Origin of the sequence: Nitrosomonas aestuarii (genome assembly GCF_003046585.1) — a bacterium.
In the GTDB taxonomy this organism is placed as follows: Bacteria; Pseudomonadota; Gammaproteobacteria; order Burkholderiales; family Nitrosomonadaceae; genus Nitrosomonas; species Nitrosomonas aestuarii.
Window position 1 is genome coordinate 90,455 of record NZ_QAAE01000006.1, and the last position, 18,395, is coordinate 108,849.

The window sequence follows — 18,395 nt, forward strand, 5'->3', positions numbered from 1 at the left end:
TTCTAAGGCCTCGTTTATCATGTTCAAAATCTGCTTCGCAGTCATTTGCTTCATATCACACATTATACCTGTCTCAGCCGCACAAAATAACATCCGGCCAGGATTATGGGAAGTATCAACCACATCGGATTTATTGGCACTAGTACCACATATTCCATCCGCACAAATGCAGCAGATTACAGATCTGGCCAAACAATACGGACTGGTTATACCGAAAATCCAGAATAATGCAGCTGTTTCGCAAGTCTGCATTACAGCCGCAATGGCGGCACAGGAAATTCCTACCTATTTCTATAACGACCAGTCAGGCTGCACGGTCAAAAATGCAACGCGAAACGGAAACCGTTTTCAAGTAGATCTGGTTTGCAATAACGCCCAGTTTCAGGGGGATGGTACAGCAGAAGGTGTTTTTATCAGCCCGGAAGAATTTACCGGACATACTGAATTTGACAGTACAGTCATGGGTAATCCCGTTCATGCAACAGCCGAAACAAGGGGGCGGTGGATTGGTGAAAATTGCAGCATAGTTCAACCCACTTTGCCGGGTGTTTCCTCAGCACCTTGACAGGTTGTCGAAGAACCATCTGCGTTGCTGCTGCAACGTTGAAAAATGCAGGGTAAAGTTATGTTCAGTCATCATTGACACGATTATGAATCATGTCATGCCAGGCATTGACGGCTGCAGCAAATGTTACAATCGGTATTCGAATGGTTTCAGCTTCTTCTGCATAATCATCTTCAATAACGACATGGTGCGGATAAATATACAGACAATAGGCGTTACCCGGCCGTTCCCAGGATGATAACCTGCCTGACCGCACTGCTTTGATTTTAGCGATTAGCTCAGTTGTCCAAACCGGGCTTTTCTGGATGTCTACGGTCAAATACGCGATAATGCGGTCATGCACGGGATCACCTGGAATACGTCCCGGCCATGTGCAAGTAGTCGCACTCATTGGTAAAATGGAAAAGCGGTATTCACGCGATCATTTCTGGGTGGCGCAAAACCGATAGTAAAAAACCGGCCGTTAATGCCGCAGTATTTCGCATCATTGTCTACTGTATCTCCTGTCCCACCGGGCTTATTAGGGCCACATCGGGTCCAGCCGGGCGCACCTGCAGGGCATTGCGTCTGGTTTTCAATTGCATAGGTAATGGAATTCAGCACCTGACTGACGGAGCATTGATCAGGAAACATGGAAGAAAATTTATTTTGGCGTGGATTATTTTTATACGACCATCTGCCGGTATAAACACCGGCTGCATTGGCTTTATCCTGCACGGTAAATGAGGCCACGGTATCCGGATTGAAGCCACCCGGCCGCGAATGAAAACCTTTTGGACGATTACGATTCCATTCACCGCAAAACAGGTGATTCTGATTCATTTTCAGATTATTTTCGAGTACGGTCCAGTGCTGCAGCGTATTGCAGTCAACCTGCTGCGCCCAAGCATAAACAGGAAATCCATACAATAATATAAGCGCAGCAGTTATCACGGCACTGAATTTATTCATAACCATCATTCTTTGTGATTTTTCAATGTCCACTATCTGTTTACAAGATTAAAAACTTCTATCGTGCAGGATACGTTAAAATTCTACCATGCTAGCATCATCCTTTAATTTTCTTTCTATTGCATTCCATGTCATCACTTAAAGAACAAACATCACCTAAAGTCGGTTTCATCTCATTGGGCTGTCCCAAGGCACTGGTGGATTCCGAACAAATCCTGACACAGTTGAAAGCGGAAGGTTATGAAATTTCGTCTTCCTATGAATCGGCCGATCTGGTTGTCGTCAATACCTGTGGCTTTATCGACAGCGCTGTAACGGAATCACTGGATGCAATCAGCGAAGCGCTTGCCGAAAACGGCAAAGTCATTGTCACCGGCTGTCTGGGCGCCAAAGAAGACGGCAATGTGATCAAAAAAGCGCATCCGCAAGTGCTCGCAGTCACCGGGCCGCATGCCCTGCCGGAGGTCATGTCAGCCATTCACACCCATTTACCGCAACCGCATGATCCGTTTACCAGTCTGATTCCACCGCAAGGCATTCGTTTAACGCCCAAACACTATGCTTATGTCAAAATTTCCGAGGGCTGCAATCACCGGTGCACCTTCTGCATCATTCCATCCATGCGCGGTGATCTGGTCAGCCGTCCGATTCATCAGGTCATGCAGGAAGCGGAAAACCTTGTGAATGCAGGCGTTAAAGAGTTATTGATTATCTCCCAGGATACCAGCGCCTATGGCGTCGACATCAAATACCGTACTGGCTTCTGGCAAGGCAGGCCTGTCAAGACACGCTTAACCGAACTGGCCAGTGCACTCGGAGAATTGGACGTCTGGGTGCGGTTGCATTATGTCTATCCTTATCCACATGTTGACGAAATTATCCCCCTCATGGCCGAAGGCAGAATTCTGCCTTACCTGGATGTGCCGCTGCAACATGCCAATCCTCGGATACTTAAAGCCATGAAGCGTCCTGCAAATGCCGAAAACAATTTGTCGCGAATTCAACAATGGCGGCAAATCTGCCCTGACATCACCCTGCGCAGTACTTTTATTGTCGGTTTTCCAGGTGAAACTGAAGCCGAGTTTGAGGAACTGCTTCAGTTCCTGCAGGCTGCACAGCTGGATCGCGTAGGCTGTTTCAAATATTCACCCGTTGAAGGCGCAACTGCCAATATGCTGCCCGATCCTGTTCCGGAAGCAATCAAAGAGGAACGTTACGAGCGTTTCATGCAGGTACAGGAAGCAATCAGCCGCCAACGACTGGCTGACAAAGTCGGACGTACAATAACCGTTATGGTTGATCACGTCGAAGAAGACCAAGTCATTGCAAGAAGCAGTGCCGATGCGCCGGAAATCGACGGACTTGTTTATGTCAACGCACCACCGCATGGCTTAAAGCCAGGCGATTTCTTGCAAGTCGAAATTACCGACTCCGATGCGCATGATTTATATACCAGCATCAGCAGGCAATAAACGTGTCTGAAGCGTACACCGCTATGCCCAACCATCTCTGCGGCGAAACCAGTCCTCATTTGCTGTAACAGACCAACAATCCTGTCGACCGGTATCTTTGGAGTGAACAGGCACTTGCGCTGGCGCTGGCGCGCGCGCAAAACAAACCGGCCCTGCTCTCCATCGGTTTATTCCGCGTTTCATTGGTGTCATGTAATGGCGCATTACCTGTTAACCCCGGTAACGGTATATAGCCGCTCACCCTGTTATTGACGCTGAAAATGGCGGATTTGAACTGTCCCCAGGTTTTCCACCCTGCCGAGCTTTTGTTCTGTTCACAGTATTATGGCGCTACCCGTTATACCAATGCATTACATATGGTCTCATTCACACTGACAAAAATGGCCAGAGGCGGTATTTTTGATCAATTGAACGGCAGTTTTTTCTTTACCAGCCTTTATCATGAAACACTCATCCATCGTCTCAAACCAGCGTTGGGCAATACAACACCCTCAGGTAGTGGCATAACCGTAATAACATTGCAACGCCTGGAGTTTATTTTGGGAGAAAATCGTTACATATCCGCCTCAAAAAAACTGCAGCTTTTCTATTTATCCATAACCACGAAAACGAGCGGCTATGCATCGTCTTGAAATAGCAGATTTTGGCGCCACTGGTCATTATTTTACGGGGTCAGCTTTCTGAAAGTACAGCGTGACAAACGGCAATGCAACAACAATTTCCAGGCAAACTGGTTTTTAACCTGCCTGCGGAACTTGTCGATTTACCTGATTGTCTTAACAAAGCTCTGCCCACAGATCAAACAGCTAATGCAGTGATTGCCTGGGTTTGCAAAGCAGACAGTTCCCTGCCAGCCATGCCCGATTTACAGGAGATGCTGCATATCTGTGAAGTTCAGGGTAAAATAGTAATCCCTATATAAATTTTTAATAAGGAAATAAAAAATATGAGAGCAGTTTTAGTTGGAATGATCGCTGCATCAGCATTATTGCTGGCAGCTAATGTACAAGCTGACGCAGATCTGGCAAAAAACAGCGGTTGTCTGAACTGTCATAATGTTGACACCAAACTGGTTGGTCCGTCATTAAAAGAAATCGCTGCAAAATATGCAGACCAGGATGACGCTTCAGCGTATCTGGCCGGCAAAATTAAAAACGGCAGCAATGGCGTCTGGGGCCCGGTTCCAATGCCACCTAATGCGATGGTCAGTGATGAAAACGCCAAAGTTCTGGCGGACTTCATTCTGTCGCTTAAGTAATCAGGTTTCAGTTTTTAGAAAAGCCGACGTCTAATCGCGTCGGCTTTTTTATTGCTAACAAGTAACTTTTAATAATCAGAGAAACATGAAAACACATATTCAATGGAAAGGTAATGTCAGCTTTCTCGCTGAATCGGACAGCGGCCATCAAGTATTGATGGATGGCGCGCCCGAGGCCGGTGGACAGAACCGGGGTCCACGTCCGATGGAAATGATTTTAATGGGGCTCGGCGGCTGCACGACATTTGATGTCATTTTCATTTTAAAAAAAGCACGTCAGGATGTAACTGATTGTGCTGTAAATATTGAGGCGCAACGTGCAGCAACGGATCCCAAGGTGTTCACCCATATTCACTTGCATTTCATACTCACCGGAAACAGTCTCAACCCTCAGCAGGTTGAACGTGCTATCAATTTGTCCGCTGAGAAATATTGCTCGGCTTCGATTATGCTAAAGAATACGGTAAAAATTACACATGATTTTGAAATCAAATAATAATATGATCAACAACACTCCAGAACCTGTTTAACAGAATGTTACAAACGCTCCTGAGGCAGATGATGTCCGACAAAAACAGGCGAAAATGCCGGGGATAGACTTTTAACAACAGAAAGCTGCCTGAAGTTTGAGGCATATAATGTTACTGCGTAAGAAATATGCAGGGCATATGCTTATAAATAACACGTTTAAACCAACCGACTACTTCATTGAATGCAGTCCTATCATATTACCTTCAGTATCGGTAACCAGAGAAATAAAATCGTAATCACCAATCGAAAATTTTTCCTTAATGATTTTTCCGTTGTTTTCTGCGACTCTTTTTTCTTCAACCACGCAATCGCCACAGCAAAAATAAACCAAAGTACTGTGCCGCCTGAAAGACAGTCTCTGCCATCTTGACTATCGCACGAGACGCGCCATAGCCTTTTTGGACATAGGAAACGTATACGTTTCCATATCCGGCATCTTCAGCTCTTCCAGTTTTACCGAAAATACAGCTTCATAAAATTGCTTCGCCCTTGGGATATCCTGCACATAAATTTCAAACCAGCCGATCGGATTTTTCATCGATATCCCTTATATTCGAAGGGGAATTATAATGCAATCTGGCCCAAGGCAAGATCTTCACTTGGCTGCCACTTTATGATATCTAGATTTAGATTATAAGTGCATCAATTTGAAAACTTGGCCTCGCGCAATTGTGAAGAAAATGAATATACACGAGTCTTCTATAACCGACAGCGCAGACCGGACAAACTAATTTATAGTCCTCGGAAAATTTATTTAAACGGTAATTCTATAAAGACATGCTGGTAACAGGTTTTTATTTTTCGTCATATTAAATGCAACCTGTTTCGCTAGCTGTATCCCTTTTTTGTGGGGACTTGAGCATATGTTAGGACATAAAAACTCTGACGCGCAATCGGCTCCGTTAGGCTAGACGATTGTTTCCATTTCATGATCCAGAATAAACTCAGAGAAACGCATTTAAACTTTCAAAAGTAACAGCACATCACCCCACAATTCTCTCTCAAGATCGATTTCGCCTTCAACTCCATCAACAAACTTTAACCAAATACGATAGTCGTACGGATACTATGCTTAATCATTTTCAAAGTTGGATGTATACCTATCATCATACCCTTTGTCTCAAAAACTATTCCAAAATTTCAACTCGCTCCCGTATCGTTCCCCGCTCACCCAGACGTACAATTTTCAACACAGTTGAAAGCGTAAAACCCGGATGCAGAATGACATCGGAGAATACGGCAAACATGTCATCCTTTTGCATGATGGCCTGTTGGCGCAGTGCCTCCGGCAGCGGAGACAGTTCTTCGGCGAACGACCAGGCAGCGTCGCGGGCGTTTTCCATGCTGAAGTTGATGATGGCGGTTTCCACACTGCCAAGATAGCGGTTCATGATTCCCAGTATCGGCCAAATTTCGGCCAATTCATTTTTGACGCTGCCAACCAGGTCAGCCAGTACCTGGTTAATTTTATTGAAGTCACCTTTAAGATCAGGCAACTCTTCAGGCGGTACAGTTTCAGCTGCCGCAATGCCCAGATCGAGGTTGATATGCGCGTTCATACCCATCAGTAAATGCTGCAGCACGATGGGCCACCAGTCTTTGGTTGCATCAAACGCGCGCACCCAGGATTGCGTCGGCGTCTGGCCGGTCTGATACTGATAACAGGCGTGAATATAGCGGTTAGCGAAAATGACATCAAGACGCGCCATGCGCGGGCCGTCATCAAAAAAACCTTCTTCAATACCTTTCTTGACCTGAACCGTCACTTTGCGGTAAAGCGCAGCAAAATAGCCGATGCGGGAATTATTCTCCTTGGACCATTCGACGATACTTGTGAGCTGATTGATAACTTCGTCAATCGTTTCGGCAGGCATTGCAATTGAAGCAGGAAAATCTGTGTCAGACATATATATTTCTCCTTCATCAGAAAAACATTGATTTATTCTCCGGGTATAAACACACGACTATGCCAATTGATACGCAGAAGCCCGCTATTCCACGGCTCCACTGGCTTGCTTTGACCGCTTATATCCGGCAGTTTGGTAAATGGGTCCACCGGATGTTTGCTCTACCTGTCGGCAACCTTGCTCACCACATAACGAAATTTACCCGATTTCTCGGCGGGAATGTGTGCGACCTGTTTGATGACAATCGTCACCGCATGACCCAGCCTGGCTTTAAACGCACGCTCGATCTGCAATCGAACCTGTTGATCAAGGGTTGTTTTAGTCACTAAATAAATATGGGTTTCGTTCAGGCTTTCCTGAATGATTTTAAACGCTTCAATTTGCGGCAGGTCACGCAGGATATAAATCAGCGCCAGGCCGTGCATCACGGTGCCGTCCTGAGCTACGACAAAGTCGGTGCTGCGCCCCTGAATTTCGCGGATTAACGGCAGGCCGCGTCCGCAGGCACAGGGTTTGTCATGCAGAATGCCCATATCACCCGTTTTGTAGCGAATGAACGGAAAATCATGCGTAGCCAGGTGGGTAACAACGATTTCACCGGATTCACCCGGCGGCAGTGGAGTACCCTGCGCATCAATAATTTCGACGATGATATCTTCGGCGCTGATATGCATTCCGCCTTCCGGGCATTCATGCGCGATAAAACCGGCATCGCGTCCGCCGTAGCCGTTGGCAACCGGACAATTAAACACTGTGCTGATTTGCTGCCGTTGATCGTCGTATAAACGCTCTGAAGTTACAAACGCCGCCTGTATGCCCAGGTCGTCCATGCGAATGCCGTGCGTTTTGGCGTAGCGCGCGATATGTGATAACGCAGAGGGATAGCCGAACAGCATTCTGGGCCGCTTAGCACGTATTTCTGCCAAAAAACCATCGATTTTTTGCTCGGACATTTCAAAAGCCGGCAGCAACTTTGTGCGCATCATCCGGTCACGCAGATTGCGCAGGCGATCCTGCGCGCCGAGTTCGATCGGCGACCCCCATATGACGATCTCAGGATCGCCAATATCCACGCCCCACCAGCGTGTTGCGCGCCATTTAGCTGCGATATCGTGACTCGTGCGGCCTTTACCGATAAAGAACACCAGCGGTTCACCGCTGGAGCCACCGGTATTGTAGCGCGTCAGATACCGGGCGCTATCCGACTTCAAACCACCGATATTGCGCCTGATTACGGATTTGGTTAAAAATGGAAGGCTAGTCAGATCGGCCAAAGAGTGTACATTGACCGGATCAAATCCGATTTCCAAAAACAAATGGCGGTAATAAAGCACATGAGTCTGCACATGGATTAGAAAATCACGCAGTTTAGTCAGCTGAAGATCCTGCAGTCGCGCGTTATCCCACCATTGTGATTCTTCCAACTGCCTGCGCATGATAACGCTCGTATGCTTTTTAAGCTTCTCATGCAACGGAAAGAAAAATCCGGAAATCCAGGCTGTATAAAGACTTTTAGTTATTTTGATATTTTTTGATGTGACGGGTGGTTTATTCATCTAGATTCTATCAACGTTGATTGTTTTCCAGCACCTGGTGATAGACGGAAAACAAATGATGCTTGACCGAATGCCAGGTATATTGCTCAAGGGACGCTATGCCGTTTTTTCGCAGGCTATCTGCCCGTTCAGAGCTTTGCAGGATTTGCAGCATCGCCTCGGCCATTGCCGCGGCGTCTTTTTGGGGCACCAGCAACGCAGTTTTACCATGTTCCACAAGATATGGAATGCCGCCCGCATCAGAACTGACGACGGGTACGCCACTGGCCAGTGCTTCAAGTATTGAAATCGGCATGTTATCCACTAAACTGGCATTGATCATCATATCTGCACACTGGTAAAGCGCGGCAATGGCATCGTTATCAATACGACCGGTGAATTTAACTGCATCCTGCAGATCAAGTTCAGCTACCATATTTTCCAGCATTTGCCTTTCTGGCCCGGCGCCGGCGACGGTCAACCGCGCACCCGGGATAATTTTTTTTACGATATGAAATGCGCGTATCGCCGTAGCATTATCATAAATCGCTTCCAGATGACGTGTGACTACGATATGCGGAGCGTCAGACTGGTTTGCTTTATCTTCAACCGGTTTCGCATTAAACCGGTTCAAATCGATAATATTGGGTATGATTTTTGAGGCATAACCTCTCTGGCGAAAGATCGCTTCAAGAAAGCCGGATGGCACTATAATCGCATCTGTTCTATCCAGACTGCGCTTGACCCAGAAAAAGGATTTCTGAAAAAATGCTTCCGCTTCATCCCCCCGATAATTAACAATTACAGGTGTTTTTCTGAACTGGGCAATCCAGATAGCAGGCGCGGCGAATAAATGCCATGCCCAACCCGAATTCGCCATGATATGAAACAACTGCACCCGACCGGCAATCTGCCAGAGACAAGCCAAATACGGCACCAGTCTGAAAACAGCTCTGAATCCCTTGATTTTTCCAGCCCAGACGGGTTGATAAGGCGCGTTCACCTGAACCAATTCAACCTGAATGCCTTCCTGCTGCAAGAGCCTGGCCAGTTGACGGGTCTGATTAGCCATACCGCCATAAGGCGGCGGCAGCGGCCCCACCAGACCGATACGTAATAAAGGCTGACTCAAACCATCACTCCTAGGTCAATAATACAACTACGGTCGCCGACTTTATTGCGATTCATGATATAAAAAAAGTCCCTGTCTTATGTAAACTTCATTATAAGGCATTCATCCCCGCATGACATGGTTGCGCAGAATATCCGGTTCATTTTGTACGGACAAGCGGGCGAAAATATTGCGTATTGTCATAATAATCAACGGCGGCATTGTCATCCGACCATCCCGGGTACCCTAATATGGGAATCGGCGACAGGTCGGCATTGGAAGCCAGTTTTTGCAACAGAAAATCCGCCAACCATTGATCAACAGCGTGTAACTGCTCGACCAGCCTCTTCCGAAAGAACGCCTCGTCCACCTGAAAAAAAATACCCTTACCGGTCATGCCGACATAAGGATTAAGTGCTTTCTCGTATAACGCGTGACCAAATACCATAAAACGCATTGATGACAACACCGCTTTTCTGTATTTCCAGAATACTTCTTTCCACGCGTGCTGCCGCAGTAATTCCATGAGCGCCATCTGACTGCTCAATACAATCACACCCGATTCATCAAACAGCGTCGACGCATCTCTTAACGGGCCTCGTTTTGCGATATTGCGCTGCGCTGCATGAATCAGTGCGTGGTAGTGAATCTGGTTCAACGTGGCCTTGGCATGTGGAAATGTCATCCATACCAATGCATTAAAAAAATCATGCCAGTTTTCCGGCCGCGTAGCCACTTCACCGGACAGGTAAATCCGGGGCTCATACCATTGCTCAAATGCATCATTGGCTGCATTTTCCTGCGCCACAAAACGAACCGGAACGCCGGAGCATGTCAAGACATCGTGCGCTACGCGCAATTTCAGGTTATGTAAATCCTGGCAAGTCGGCCAGTCATTGAACGTCCCGATGGCCCCAGCCATTGGTTTGAAAGGTTCAAAAACAGGTGAAAGATCAATAAAATGCGGATGCCAATGCGTCAAATTCACTTTTTATCCAACTCTTCAATCGTTTTCAACCGCGTGACCAGCAAAATACCGATCACAGTGATCACAGCCGCAATCATACCCACGGTATCAAAATGCAGCATTTCTCCATGCACCGTCATCACCATCATGGAACCGGCCAGAAGCGAACCCAAACCAGCTGACAACTGTTGTATCGACATATGAAACGTCATAAAACTACCCCGCAGATGCGGCCTTACGCAGGCTGCCACCAGGGCCATTAGCGGGATAATTCTGCCCGTGACCAGTATCATGAATAATGTCGTCGCTGTCAGCGACATAAACAGCGACGCTTTTGAAATATGGGTAATCCACAGGATAGGCACTAAAGACAAAATCGCCAGCACCCCGAGCATTATTCTCTTGTCATACCGGTCGGTGAACCTGCCAAAAAGGTTTGCGGTGAAAAAACTGAATAATCCACCAAAAAAATAAAGATAGGGTAATTCGTCTTCATGCATACCGACATTTGTCACCATATAAACACTGATAAACGGGATAACCAGATAACCAGAAAACATCAGCATCGCGATGAGCAGAAAGGCAAAGACGTGATTCCGGTTCAGAAAAATATTTCTGAATTGATTCAGCACGCCCGGCGAGACATCCTGGTACGCAGGGTGCAAATGCGGTTTTACCGATGGCAACAATCGATAAGCCACCAGAATAATTATTAATCCCAACAGCGCCAATACCACAAACGGAACACGCCAGCTGATCATATTTGCCAGAAACAGTCCGGCCGGCATACCGGCAACCGCTGCGAATGAAAATGAAGACATCACGGTTCCGGTCGCTTTGCCCCGCCGCGAAGCCGGGATTAGATCTCCAATAATCGAAAATATGGTCGCACTCAACAACCCCCCAAACATACCAGCTATCGCCCTGCTGCATAACAGCATCTCATAGTTTATCGACAATGCGCACAACAATGTCGCCAGTGAGAATCCCGAACAAAAACAAATCAGCGCATGCTTGCGATCGAAACGATCCACCACAAACCCGGCCATAAAGCTGCAAATTGCAGCACTGAAGGTATAGGCCGTCACTAAAAAACCAAACTGTTGCGGCGTAATCTCATAAAGCCTGAAAAACTCCGGCCCCAGCGGCATAATCATCATAAAATCCAGAATATGCACAAAATGAATAGCAGCGAGCACGAGCAATACAGGCCACTCGTGTATGGTTTCTGCATCGGGTACCGCGCCACAATCGATTATCTCGGAATTTACACCCGTTTCGGGTACAGCCGCGGATGCATTCGGTGTTAAAGCAGTTGTTGGTATTTTATTTGATTCTGACATCAGGATGGATAATCCGGAACATGTATAAGACAACCTCTCTCAATCTTCTCAATTCTTCTTACAGCTTAAAATATCAAGGCAATCAGTTAAATCTATGTAATTGCAAACGCTATAATAGTAATCATTTTGTGTCACTTAAGGAGTCAACATGAATTTAGACCGCGTCAGCTCAGGTACCGATATTCCCAATGATTTTAACGTCATTATCGAAATACCAATGCATGCAGACCCCATCAAATATGAAGTGGATAAAAAAACCGGCGCCATGTTTGTTGATCGATTCATGTCAACGGCTATGCATTACCCTTGTAACTACGGATATATACCGCACACATTATCAGATGATGGCGATCCGGTGGATGTATTGGTGATCTCGCCGGTACCGCTGATCACAGGTGTGGTTGTACGCTGCCGCCCACTCGGCATGCTCAGAATGACCGATGAAGCCGGCGAAGATGCAAAATTACTTGCAGTCCCTATCAATCAATTGTGCAACCTTTATCAGAATATTGCCTCTTGCCATGATCTGCCACAACTAACGTTGTCTCAGATTGCGCACTTTTTTGAGCATTATAAAGACCTGGAAGAAGGAAAATGGGTCAAAATAGAAGGCTGGGAAAGCGTGAATAAAGCGAAGTCTGAAATTATCGATGGTATTGAGCGATTTAACGCAGCAAAAGAAAAACCGATGTTTTAACAGCCGTCGAAATTTTCGATCCGCAAAAATTGTATTTCATTAGATCAATTGATTATGCAGGTTGTCAACCTCGGCTTAAACAAAGGGTTTATTGATGTTCGCTTAACACGAATCACCAGTTAATCAAATTAAGATCGAGTAATTGCAAGAGAAGCCAGAATTGTAAATGTTAAAATTCCCCATATCAACCAAACTTTTCCTGCTTTCTTGGCATCCGGGTGTATTTTCCGCAGATAGGTAAACCCCATTGCTATACCTATAGGTGGGACAAATATTGACAGTACAATAATAGTAATATACATCCCGCTTGAAACAACCGGTTTTTCCTTCGCTTTATCCGGTTGAATATCAACATGGGTGATGCGGGGCGGGCGTTGCGGTTGTGCATTATCGCTCTCTACCGCTTCATGAGATGAAACGTTCTGTCCCGTTTGCATATTTTCCGTCTGTTCCGCCTGCATATTTTTATCGATTAATTTTTCACCACAATTGACGCAAGCTTCGGCTTGCTCAGCATTGTCTGTTCCACATTTTGGGCAAAGCATATCAAAATCCTTTTAAAATTGTTATTACTTCTTCCATGAAATACCGCATTCAAAAATATATCGCACTTTAACCGATTTATTGTGCGCAATTAAAAAAGAAATGACATTTATTCATTTTTATACACTATTTTAATAATCGGCTGCAACAAACCGAAAAACTAACGCGGCAGTAACGTAAACGTTACCGAGTTTTGATACGTTGCATCGAAAATCTGATCAAGGTTCTCGTCTACCGCAAATGTTACCGTATAGGTACCGACTGGTAAGCCGGCTGTCATGCTCTCCAGAATACTGAAAGCAGAGAAGTCAATCAATGCTCCCCCATGTACACGTATCGGAGTATCCGAACGTACGAATTGTAATCGGTTATTCAGCCAATAAACGCCAATCGGGGTCATCGCTCGTACCCAATAATCAGCCTGATCACCACTTTTATGCCCCGGATCAAGTCCCACCACCAGCGATAGGGGATCACCGGATAGCACAATAACAGAATCACCCGTCTGGTTGTTTGCCAGAATGGATACAACTGGCTGTTCCGGCACAGGGGGCGTCAATTCCGGATTAAAAAACCATATAAAACCTGTATTGAAAGAAATATGCCCTTTTTGTATCACAACATGTTTGTCATTTAGAAAAAATCCAGTAAGGCTACAGGCTGCAAATGAAGCCCGGTTATCAAAATTGAAAACAATATCAGCGTCATCCGTAAGACCTTCATATTGCAACGTCAATATATAATCATCCGGTGTGCCCGCCAATCTATCGAGGCCATTCATCGCCAGGCGCAGTGTCGCAATATCATCAGCTGCCAGCGTGCGCCGGGATTCGCCCGACAGAATACCTTGTTGCATCACGGCTTCGGTTGTCTGAAGCCCTAGCAAAAGTGATACCTGGCGATCACCGTTCGCTGCAAATTGATGGCCTGATGGAAGATCATCCAAATTCAGACTATAGGTAGTTATATCAATGATTTCTGCCAATACAAATGGATTATTATTTTCCCTGTTAAACCAATGCAGATTGATATCATCTCCGCGCAAGTCATCGGAGGAACCGATGATACCGTCAACACCGCTATCCAGATCAAACCGGTTGTTACTGCCGCTGATCGCTTTCGTATAATTTTTATCATTACCCACCAGCCCGGATTCAGTGGCCATATTAGGATGCGCAAGTCCTATGCAGTGTCCCAGCTCATGTAATGCAACCGACTCGAAATCAAATGTACGGCTTGGTACAATGCTTTCATCTGACTTGATATTTCCTGTTGTAGGCACCTGCTGGTTCCAGGTATTGATTGCATTTTGCACGGGTATTTCCATTTCAGCTGCATGCGGAGACATGGGAGCAATACCAACCGTCACAACCAGCTCGCCGCCACGGCCATTATATCCAGACGGATGCGTAATGATATCAACTTCGTTGACTTCATCGACAAACTCAAACACACCCGCTTCTGCCGACAGTATCCAGAATAATAAGACCCATAACAACGATATTGAGCATGCTTGCCGCTTTTGTGCCCAGTCATTTGTTCTGATTACCTTCAAATCACTCAACATCAGGAAAAGTCCTTTTTGAAACACATGGCTGACCGCATATTATCAATCCACCGACTGCAAATCTTTATGCTGCAAAATTGAAAGCATGAATGCCTGAATTTCAGATAACAATTGAATAGGTTCCATTTCCGGATAGTTTTCAGCGTCCCACCTCAAGCCAGACCAGTTGATATGTTTAACTGCATCACCGTCTGCACCCACCAGCCCAGGCGGTTGGTATCTGTTGGGATAAATTTCAAGCAACACTTCCGCTTTATCTGAAACACTCGTAATAACCGCACCAGATTCTTTTAATGATTGCTGTTTCTTGATCTGCATATCTCGCAAGGTATGCGCATCAAATGTAAGGATTTGTTCGTGGATCAGCAGACGCCAAAGCCCATCCAGCTGTTCCGGTTCCAACAATACATGATAATGTCCTGCCTGCTGCATATATTCAGGAATAACAATAAATACATCGCCTGTTCGATAGACAGCTATCGAAATAGCCTGATCAGGCGCATCACCTGCATTATGTGCTTCGGAATACCTGACCAGCATATCTTCAGGAAGAAGCGCATCCTGACCCTGAAATGCCTGCACAGGCTGACACAGAAAAAAAACCAGCAAACACTTAAAACATAATTGAGATAATTCAAAAACTTTCCTGAATAATAATCTGTCTAAAAAGATAATCATGGTTTTATTATGATGTAAGCAAATATCTGGCATACTACCCAAACTGTTTCTTGATAAGCAACTATAAAATTACGTTTTTCTGGTTTATGACACCCATTAATGTTTGTTTGACAGGTCACAATGAATCCGACCACGAACCATGCTAATCTTTGCCATTAGACGGTAAACCTTATTGGAGGAAGTTGCCATGCATAAAATTCAACGCCAGCTTTACACCGACCATCATCATTTACAAAGACTGCTCAGTTGTCTAAGTCACGAGATTGGCTGCTACGACTATGACAGCAAACGAAGTGCTGATCTCGATATCATTCTCAGCGCGCTGGATTATATTCAGACATATCCAGACAAATGGCATCACCCTACTGAAAATATCATTTTCGACAAACTCCTCGAAAAAGACGTTCAGGAAAGTGATTTGATTGAACAACTCAAAGACGAACACGAGGAAATAATGCTGGAAACGAAAAAGATATGCGAGTTATTCAACAGTGTTGCAGAAGATTGCATTGTATCGGCGGAAGAATTGCTTACAGGTGCTCGTCACTTTATTGCGTTACAAAGACAACACCTTGAGAAAGAAAACGAATTCATTTACCCATTAATGAATACTGCATTTTCCGAAAAAGAATGGAACGAAATTGAAAAAGCGACCAAATTACAAAGCGATCCACTTTTCAACAATCCGTCCAAAAAAGAATATGACCATCTATACCGCCATATACTCGAACTTGAAAAAGACAAGCAAAGCGACCAGGCATAAAACCATACATGGTTATAGAAGCAAACCGGAACCGGACTTGATTTGACCCATGCAGATGTAGCAACAGCATTTGAAAACATCGAGAGTCAGCCACAAGCAAGCAGCAATAAAAGCTGACTCTTTGGTTTTTAACAAAAATTATTCAAATAATGCGTATAACTTACCAAAAAGCGCGTCTACAATGGGTTGTAACGGTCCGAGAAAATTTTCCAACTGCAACATGCCCACGATTAAAATCAGCGTACCGCCCGCAACAATCCCGAATCTCACACCCGTGGTAAAATTTGCCGAGGCTGGTGCACGCGTATATGTATCATTTGAAAATGACAAAAAGATGCGCAAAATACCCAGTACAACACCTGCGCCAATACAGCTCAGAAATAAATGAAGCGAGCAACTCAGTCTTGTCCCCAGATCTTCTCCCGCCAGTTCAATACTGGAAAATCGCAGGCAAATAATAATCACAAGCAATATCACCAACGAATTCCAGAATCCTCCGAATTTCGCCTTGAATTCACTTTCCATACTCATCAAGAATTCTCCTTGTTAATAATTTTTGATTAAATGAAACACATCATTGTCGACAACATCATGTGAAGGGTATCTTTAAAATTGCTATTTTTGAATCACTTTATTGTAAAAAAGAGCAAACAATTTCAGTGATACCTGCATGTCGAATTGCATAGGGATCAACTATGCAATATGTGATCAGCTTTTACAACCAAAAACTTGTACTAAAAACATGGATCACCTTTTTTCACTTTACTATTACAGTCTTTGTATCCAATAATTCTTATTTATACTTGAATAGCATGCCACCTAAAGTAAAGATAAGGAGAGAGTAAGATCAGGAAAATTTTTCAAACATTGAAGGATACCGCATGGCCCAGGTAGAACTGCCGGCCATGCGTTTCCAATGAAACAGAACAAAAGCGAATAATTCACTGACAATGACTGTCATGATGCAAGTCTGAAAAAATCTTCAAATGTATTAGTTCATTCATTTATGTGGTTTTTCCAATAAATTCCATTAAAATAGGCTCTAAAAGTATATAAACTTCATCGCCATTAAACATTAATTATAAAGAATTTATGTCACAAATTTTAAATGCCATTGCGTATGCTACGCGTGATTTACTGCGGTTTAAAATGATATGGATTATGGTATGGCCGATTTTGGTATCAATCCTGCTATGGTTTGTTATCGGCTGGTTGTTCTGGGATACATTTTCCGAATTGATTTTTCTGGGTTTTGCTGAATTCGGCTTCAGAGAATGGATGGAAGGCCAGGCGCCAGGCTGGCTTGCTTACAGTATTCAATGGTTTATTCATATACTTTTTTTTATTCCCCTGGTCATTATCACCACATTGATTATTACGGCTATTTTTTCCATGCCTGCATTAATCAATCATGTCGCAAAAAGGCACTACCCACATCTGAAACGCGAAAGTGGCGGCACGATATCGGGCAGTGTTGTGAATGCGCTTTATGCAACATTCATATATATTTTGATCTGGATCATTACATTACCATTATGGGCGTTTGGTGCAGGTATTATTGTTCCATTCATAGCCGCAGCATTTTTAAATCAGCAATTATTTCGCTACGATGCGTTATCGGAACACGCCAACCATGATGAGATAAAAAAACTGCTGGCTTCCAGCCGGCTTCCTTTATGGAATCTGGGTCTGTTGACCGGGTTCCTGCAATATATTCCGATCATCAATTTTTTTGCTCCCGTGCTCACTGCGCTGGCTTTTATACATTATGAATTGGCGCGTCTGGAAAAAAATCGTGCACATACGGCGCAGGCAACTGTTGTGGACAACGTATAACGTATGCTATTACTCAAACAAATCCTCAGCGTGCAATACCTTTAAGCCTTCTCGCGCACAAACCTCGTCAAATTTAATCCCGGGTGCGCCACCCACACCGATTCCGCCGACGACTTCACCACCCAGCTTTATCGGGAAACCGCCCCCAAGCAAGAGAATGCTTTCATTCATGCGGGCGAGGCTATGCAAATCGGGGCTTTTAACAATCAATTCAGCAAACCTTTGCGTTGGCCCACGCAAGCTGTTGGCGGTATAAGCCTTGCGGCGACTGCTGTCGAGCGTATGCGGCCCGGCACCGTCAGCTTTTAATTGCACTTTCAGGAGGCCGGCATGATCGACGATTGCTACACTGACCTTGAATCCGTCATTTTCGCACTGCTTGATAACCGCCATTGCAGCCTTGACCGATGACTCCATTGTCAAGATATTTTGTTCCGGCTTTTCTTTGGAAAATGATACACCTGAAAACAGGCAGAGAAATAATGACGCGATCATAAGTATAATACGTTGAACTTTGTTGATATTCATGACATAAATTTCCTTTAATAATATTCTGACAAAACCTATTGTAAATACTCTCTGGATGATTACAACCCCGGCATGACAGCAGCTTCACTATAAATGTTTTTGCCGAAATTTCCCGCCAGAATAACAAATTTTCATTTGTATAT

General features: G+C 44.9%; 24 protein-coding genes. 9 read left to right on the forward strand and 15 right to left on the reverse strand.

Features of this window, described 5'->3' with window-relative positions; all coding sequences use genetic code 11:
• Positions 1-19 precede the first annotated feature (19 nt).
• Positions 20-565: a DUF3617 domain-containing protein gene (locus tag C8R11_RS07040; RefSeq protein WP_107795098.1), complete on the forward strand. Its 546-nt coding sequence runs from the start codon at positions 20-22 to the stop codon at positions 563-565.
• A 64-nt stretch (positions 566-629) separates the two neighbouring features.
• Here C8R11_RS07040 and C8R11_RS07045 read toward each other — a convergent pair whose 3' ends face one another.
• Together C8R11_RS07045 and C8R11_RS07050 are read right to left on the reverse strand one after the other, a co-directional pair.
• A complete protein-coding gene (locus C8R11_RS07045; RefSeq protein ID WP_107795099.1) occupies positions 630-956 on the reverse strand; it encodes a hypothetical protein in 327 nt (108 codons plus the stop codon).
• Entirely contained in the window at positions 953-1,516 is a 564-nt protein-coding gene (locus tag C8R11_RS07050) for an EndoU domain-containing protein (RefSeq protein WP_181258194.1), read from the reverse strand. The genes C8R11_RS07045 and C8R11_RS07050 overlap by 4 nt, the downstream gene beginning before the upstream one ends.
• 128 nt (positions 1,517-1,644) lie before the next feature.
• Here C8R11_RS07050 and rimO point away from each other — a divergent pair, with 128 nt between their 5' ends.
• Complete coding sequence (gene rimO / locus C8R11_RS07055) at positions 1,645-2,988, forward strand: 30S ribosomal protein S12 methylthiotransferase RimO (protein ID WP_107795101.1); 1,344 nt, start codon at positions 1,645-1,647, stop codon at positions 2,986-2,988.
• 21 nt (positions 2,989-3,009) lie between these two features.
• On the opposite strand, the gene C8R11_RS17060 is transcribed toward rimO, so the two are convergent.
• The gene (locus C8R11_RS17060) at positions 3,010-3,171 is read right to left on the reverse strand and encodes a hypothetical protein (protein ID WP_342352462.1); all 162 of its coding nucleotides are present in this window, start codon (positions 3,169-3,171) and stop codon (positions 3,010-3,012) included.
• 77 nt (positions 3,172-3,248) lie between these two features.
• Here C8R11_RS17060 and C8R11_RS07065 point away from each other — a divergent pair, with 77 nt between their 5' ends.
• The 4 genes from C8R11_RS07065 to C8R11_RS07080 all read left to right on the forward strand — a co-directional run bounded on the left by C8R11_RS07065 (position 3,249) and on the right by C8R11_RS07080 (position 4,742).
• The gene (locus tag C8R11_RS07065; RefSeq protein ID WP_146159091.1) at positions 3,249-3,620 is read left to right on the forward strand and encodes a hypothetical protein; all 372 of its coding nucleotides are present in this window, start codon (positions 3,249-3,251) and stop codon (positions 3,618-3,620) included.
• Positions 3,621-3,694: 74 nt separating this feature from the next.
• A complete protein-coding gene (locus C8R11_RS07070) occupies positions 3,695-3,910 on the forward strand; it encodes a hypothetical protein (protein WP_107795103.1) in 216 nt (71 codons plus the stop codon).
• 24 nt (positions 3,911-3,934) lie between these two features.
• Entirely contained in the window at positions 3,935-4,246 is a 312-nt protein-coding gene (locus C8R11_RS07075; RefSeq protein WP_107795104.1) for a c-type cytochrome, read from the forward strand.
• Positions 4,247-4,331: 85 nt separating this feature from the next.
• Positions 4,332-4,742 carry an OsmC family protein gene (locus C8R11_RS07080; protein WP_090697045.1) on the forward strand — a complete coding sequence of 137 codons (411 nt, stop codon included), beginning with the start codon at positions 4,332-4,334 and terminating at the stop codon, positions 4,740-4,742.
• A gap of 204 nt (positions 4,743-4,946) precedes the next feature.
• On the opposite strand, the gene C8R11_RS16945 is transcribed toward C8R11_RS07080, so the two are convergent.
• The 7 genes from C8R11_RS16945 to C8R11_RS07110 all read right to left on the reverse strand — a co-directional run bounded on the left by C8R11_RS16945 (position 4,947) and on the right by C8R11_RS07110 (position 11,640).
• On the reverse strand, positions 4,947-5,081 hold the full coding sequence (locus C8R11_RS16945) for a VOC family protein (protein ID WP_280523879.1): 135 nt from the start codon (positions 5,079-5,081) through the stop codon (positions 4,947-4,949).
• A gap of 66 nt (positions 5,082-5,147) precedes the next feature.
• On the reverse strand, positions 5,148-5,315 hold the full coding sequence (locus C8R11_RS16680) for a VOC family protein (protein ID WP_244907586.1): 168 nt from the start codon (positions 5,313-5,315) through the stop codon (positions 5,148-5,150).
• A 589-nt stretch (positions 5,316-5,904) separates the two neighbouring features.
• Positions 5,905-6,684 (reverse strand): DUF5995 family protein, encoded by a 780-nt coding sequence (locus C8R11_RS07090; RefSeq protein ID WP_244907587.1) that lies wholly within the window; start codon positions 6,682-6,684, stop codon positions 5,905-5,907.
• A gap of 161 nt (positions 6,685-6,845) precedes the next feature.
• Complete coding sequence (locus C8R11_RS07095; protein ID WP_107795105.1) at positions 6,846-8,240, reverse strand: phenylacetate--CoA ligase family protein; 1,395 nt, start codon at positions 8,238-8,240, stop codon at positions 6,846-6,848.
• A gap of 10 nt (positions 8,241-8,250) precedes the next feature.
• On the reverse strand, positions 8,251-9,351 hold the full coding sequence (locus C8R11_RS07100) for a glycosyltransferase family 4 protein (protein WP_244907588.1): 1,101 nt from the start codon (positions 9,349-9,351) through the stop codon (positions 8,251-8,253).
• A gap of 139 nt (positions 9,352-9,490) precedes the next feature.
• The gene (locus tag C8R11_RS07105; protein WP_107795106.1) at positions 9,491-10,318 is read right to left on the reverse strand and encodes a DUF3025 domain-containing protein; all 828 of its coding nucleotides are present in this window, start codon (positions 10,316-10,318) and stop codon (positions 9,491-9,493) included.
• Positions 10,315-11,640: an MFS transporter gene (locus C8R11_RS07110; protein ID WP_107795107.1), complete on the reverse strand. Its 1,326-nt coding sequence runs from the start codon at positions 11,638-11,640 to the stop codon at positions 10,315-10,317. Before C8R11_RS07110 ends, C8R11_RS07105 begins: the two co-directional genes overlap by 4 nt.
• 148 nt (positions 11,641-11,788) lie before the next feature.
• On the opposite strand from C8R11_RS07110, the gene ppa reads away from it, so the two are divergent.
• Positions 11,789-12,337, forward strand: coding sequence for an inorganic diphosphatase (gene ppa, locus C8R11_RS07115; protein ID WP_107795108.1), 549 nt, complete (start codon positions 11,789-11,791; stop codon positions 12,335-12,337).
• 128 nt (positions 12,338-12,465) lie between these two features.
• Here the strand turns inward: ppa and C8R11_RS07120 are convergent, their stop codons facing one another.
• The 3 genes from C8R11_RS07120 to C8R11_RS07130 all read right to left on the reverse strand — a co-directional run bounded on the left by C8R11_RS07120 (position 12,466) and on the right by C8R11_RS07130 (position 15,125).
• A complete protein-coding gene (locus C8R11_RS07120; RefSeq protein WP_107795109.1) occupies positions 12,466-12,882 on the reverse strand; it encodes a hypothetical protein in 417 nt (138 codons plus the stop codon).
• Positions 12,883-13,040: 158 nt separating this feature from the next.
• Positions 13,041-14,447 carry a zinc metalloprotease gene (locus C8R11_RS07125; protein WP_107795110.1) on the reverse strand — a complete coding sequence of 469 codons (1,407 nt, stop codon included), beginning with the start codon at positions 14,445-14,447 and terminating at the stop codon, positions 13,041-13,043.
• A gap of 42 nt (positions 14,448-14,489) precedes the next feature.
• Positions 14,490-15,125 (reverse strand): hypothetical protein, encoded by a 636-nt coding sequence (locus tag C8R11_RS07130; protein WP_107795111.1) that lies wholly within the window; start codon positions 15,123-15,125, stop codon positions 14,490-14,492.
• 187 nt (positions 15,126-15,312) lie between these two features.
• On the opposite strand from C8R11_RS07130, the gene C8R11_RS07135 reads away from it, so the two are divergent.
• Positions 15,313-15,888 (forward strand): hemerythrin domain-containing protein, encoded by a 576-nt coding sequence (locus tag C8R11_RS07135; RefSeq protein ID WP_107795112.1) that lies wholly within the window; start codon positions 15,313-15,315, stop codon positions 15,886-15,888.
• Between the two features lie 138 nt (positions 15,889-16,026).
• On the opposite strand, the gene C8R11_RS07140 is transcribed toward C8R11_RS07135, so the two are convergent.
• The gene (locus tag C8R11_RS07140) at positions 16,027-16,419 is read right to left on the reverse strand and encodes a hypothetical protein (RefSeq protein ID WP_090697062.1); all 393 of its coding nucleotides are present in this window, start codon (positions 16,417-16,419) and stop codon (positions 16,027-16,029) included.
• A gap of 561 nt (positions 16,420-16,980) precedes the next feature.
• Here C8R11_RS07140 and C8R11_RS07145 point away from each other — a divergent pair.
• Positions 16,981-17,724, forward strand: a complete 744-nt coding sequence (locus C8R11_RS07145; protein ID WP_107795113.1) for an EI24 domain-containing protein — start codon at positions 16,981-16,983, stop codon at positions 17,722-17,724.
• A gap of 9 nt (positions 17,725-17,733) precedes the next feature.
• On the opposite strand, the gene C8R11_RS07150 is transcribed toward C8R11_RS07145, so the two are convergent.
• Positions 17,734-18,252 carry a GlcG/HbpS family heme-binding protein gene (locus C8R11_RS07150; protein WP_107795114.1) on the reverse strand — a complete coding sequence of 173 codons (519 nt, stop codon included), beginning with the start codon at positions 18,250-18,252 and terminating at the stop codon, positions 17,734-17,736.
• Between the last annotated feature and the right edge of the window lie 143 nt (positions 18,253-18,395).

What these genes read in the sequence shown, in the direction of transcription:
- C8R11_RS07145 (WP_107795113.1), top strand. Translation starts at nt 16,981, where the DNA reads ATGTCACAAATTTTAAATGCCATTGCGTATGCTACGCGTGATTTACTG.
- C8R11_RS07130 (WP_107795111.1), bottom strand. Translation starts at nt 15,125, where the DNA reads ATGATTATCTTTTTAGACAGATTATTATTCAGGAAAGTTTTTGAATTA.
- C8R11_RS07140 (WP_090697062.1), bottom strand. Translation starts at nt 16,419, where the DNA reads ATGAGTATGGAAAGTGAATTCAAGGCGAAATTCGGAGGATTCTGGAAT.
- C8R11_RS07135 (WP_107795112.1), top strand. Translation starts at nt 15,313, where the DNA reads ATGCATAAAATTCAACGCCAGCTTTACACCGACCATCATCATTTACAA.
- rimO (WP_107795101.1), top strand. Translation starts at nt 1,645, where the DNA reads ATGTCATCACTTAAAGAACAAACATCACCTAAAGTCGGTTTCATCTCA.
- C8R11_RS07070 (WP_107795103.1), top strand. Translation starts at nt 3,695, where the DNA reads ATGCAACAACAATTTCCAGGCAAACTGGTTTTTAACCTGCCTGCGGAA.
- C8R11_RS07050 (WP_181258194.1), bottom strand. Translation starts at nt 1,516, where the DNA reads ATGAATAAATTCAGTGCCGTGATAACTGCTGCGCTTATATTATTGTAT.
- C8R11_RS07065 (WP_146159091.1), top strand. Translation starts at nt 3,249, where the DNA reads ATGGCGGATTTGAACTGTCCCCAGGTTTTCCACCCTGCCGAGCTTTTG.
- C8R11_RS17060 (WP_342352462.1), bottom strand. Translation starts at nt 3,171, where the DNA reads ATGAAACGCGGAATAAACCGATGGAGAGCAGGGCCGGTTTGTTTTGCG.
- C8R11_RS07080 (WP_090697045.1), top strand. Translation starts at nt 4,332, where the DNA reads ATGAAAACACATATTCAATGGAAAGGTAATGTCAGCTTTCTCGCTGAA.
- C8R11_RS07095 (WP_107795105.1), bottom strand. Translation starts at nt 8,240, where the DNA reads ATGAATAAACCACCCGTCACATCAAAAAATATCAAAATAACTAAAAGT.
- C8R11_RS07125 (WP_107795110.1), bottom strand. Translation starts at nt 14,447, where the DNA reads ATGTTGAGTGATTTGAAGGTAATCAGAACAAATGACTGGGCACAAAAG.
- C8R11_RS16680 (WP_244907586.1), bottom strand. Translation starts at nt 5,315, where the DNA reads ATGAAAAATCCGATCGGCTGGTTTGAAATTTATGTGCAGGATATCCCA.
- C8R11_RS07075 (WP_107795104.1), top strand. Translation starts at nt 3,935, where the DNA reads ATGAGAGCAGTTTTAGTTGGAATGATCGCTGCATCAGCATTATTGCTG.
- ppa (WP_107795108.1), top strand. Translation starts at nt 11,789, where the DNA reads ATGAATTTAGACCGCGTCAGCTCAGGTACCGATATTCCCAATGATTTT.
- C8R11_RS07150 (WP_107795114.1), bottom strand. Translation starts at nt 18,252, where the DNA reads ATGAATATCAACAAAGTTCAACGTATTATACTTATGATCGCGTCATTA.
- C8R11_RS07040 (WP_107795098.1), top strand. Translation starts at nt 20, where the DNA reads ATGTTCAAAATCTGCTTCGCAGTCATTTGCTTCATATCACACATTATA.
- C8R11_RS07045 (WP_107795099.1), bottom strand. Translation starts at nt 956, where the DNA reads ATGAGTGCGACTACTTGCACATGGCCGGGACGTATTCCAGGTGATCCC.
- C8R11_RS07090 (WP_244907587.1), bottom strand. Translation starts at nt 6,684, where the DNA reads ATGTCTGACACAGATTTTCCTGCTTCAATTGCAATGCCTGCCGAAACG.
- C8R11_RS07120 (WP_107795109.1), bottom strand. Translation starts at nt 12,882, where the DNA reads ATGCTTTGCCCAAAATGTGGAACAGACAATGCTGAGCAAGCCGAAGCT.
- C8R11_RS07110 (WP_107795107.1), bottom strand. Translation starts at nt 11,640, where the DNA reads ATGTCAGAATCAAATAAAATACCAACAACTGCTTTAACACCGAATGCA.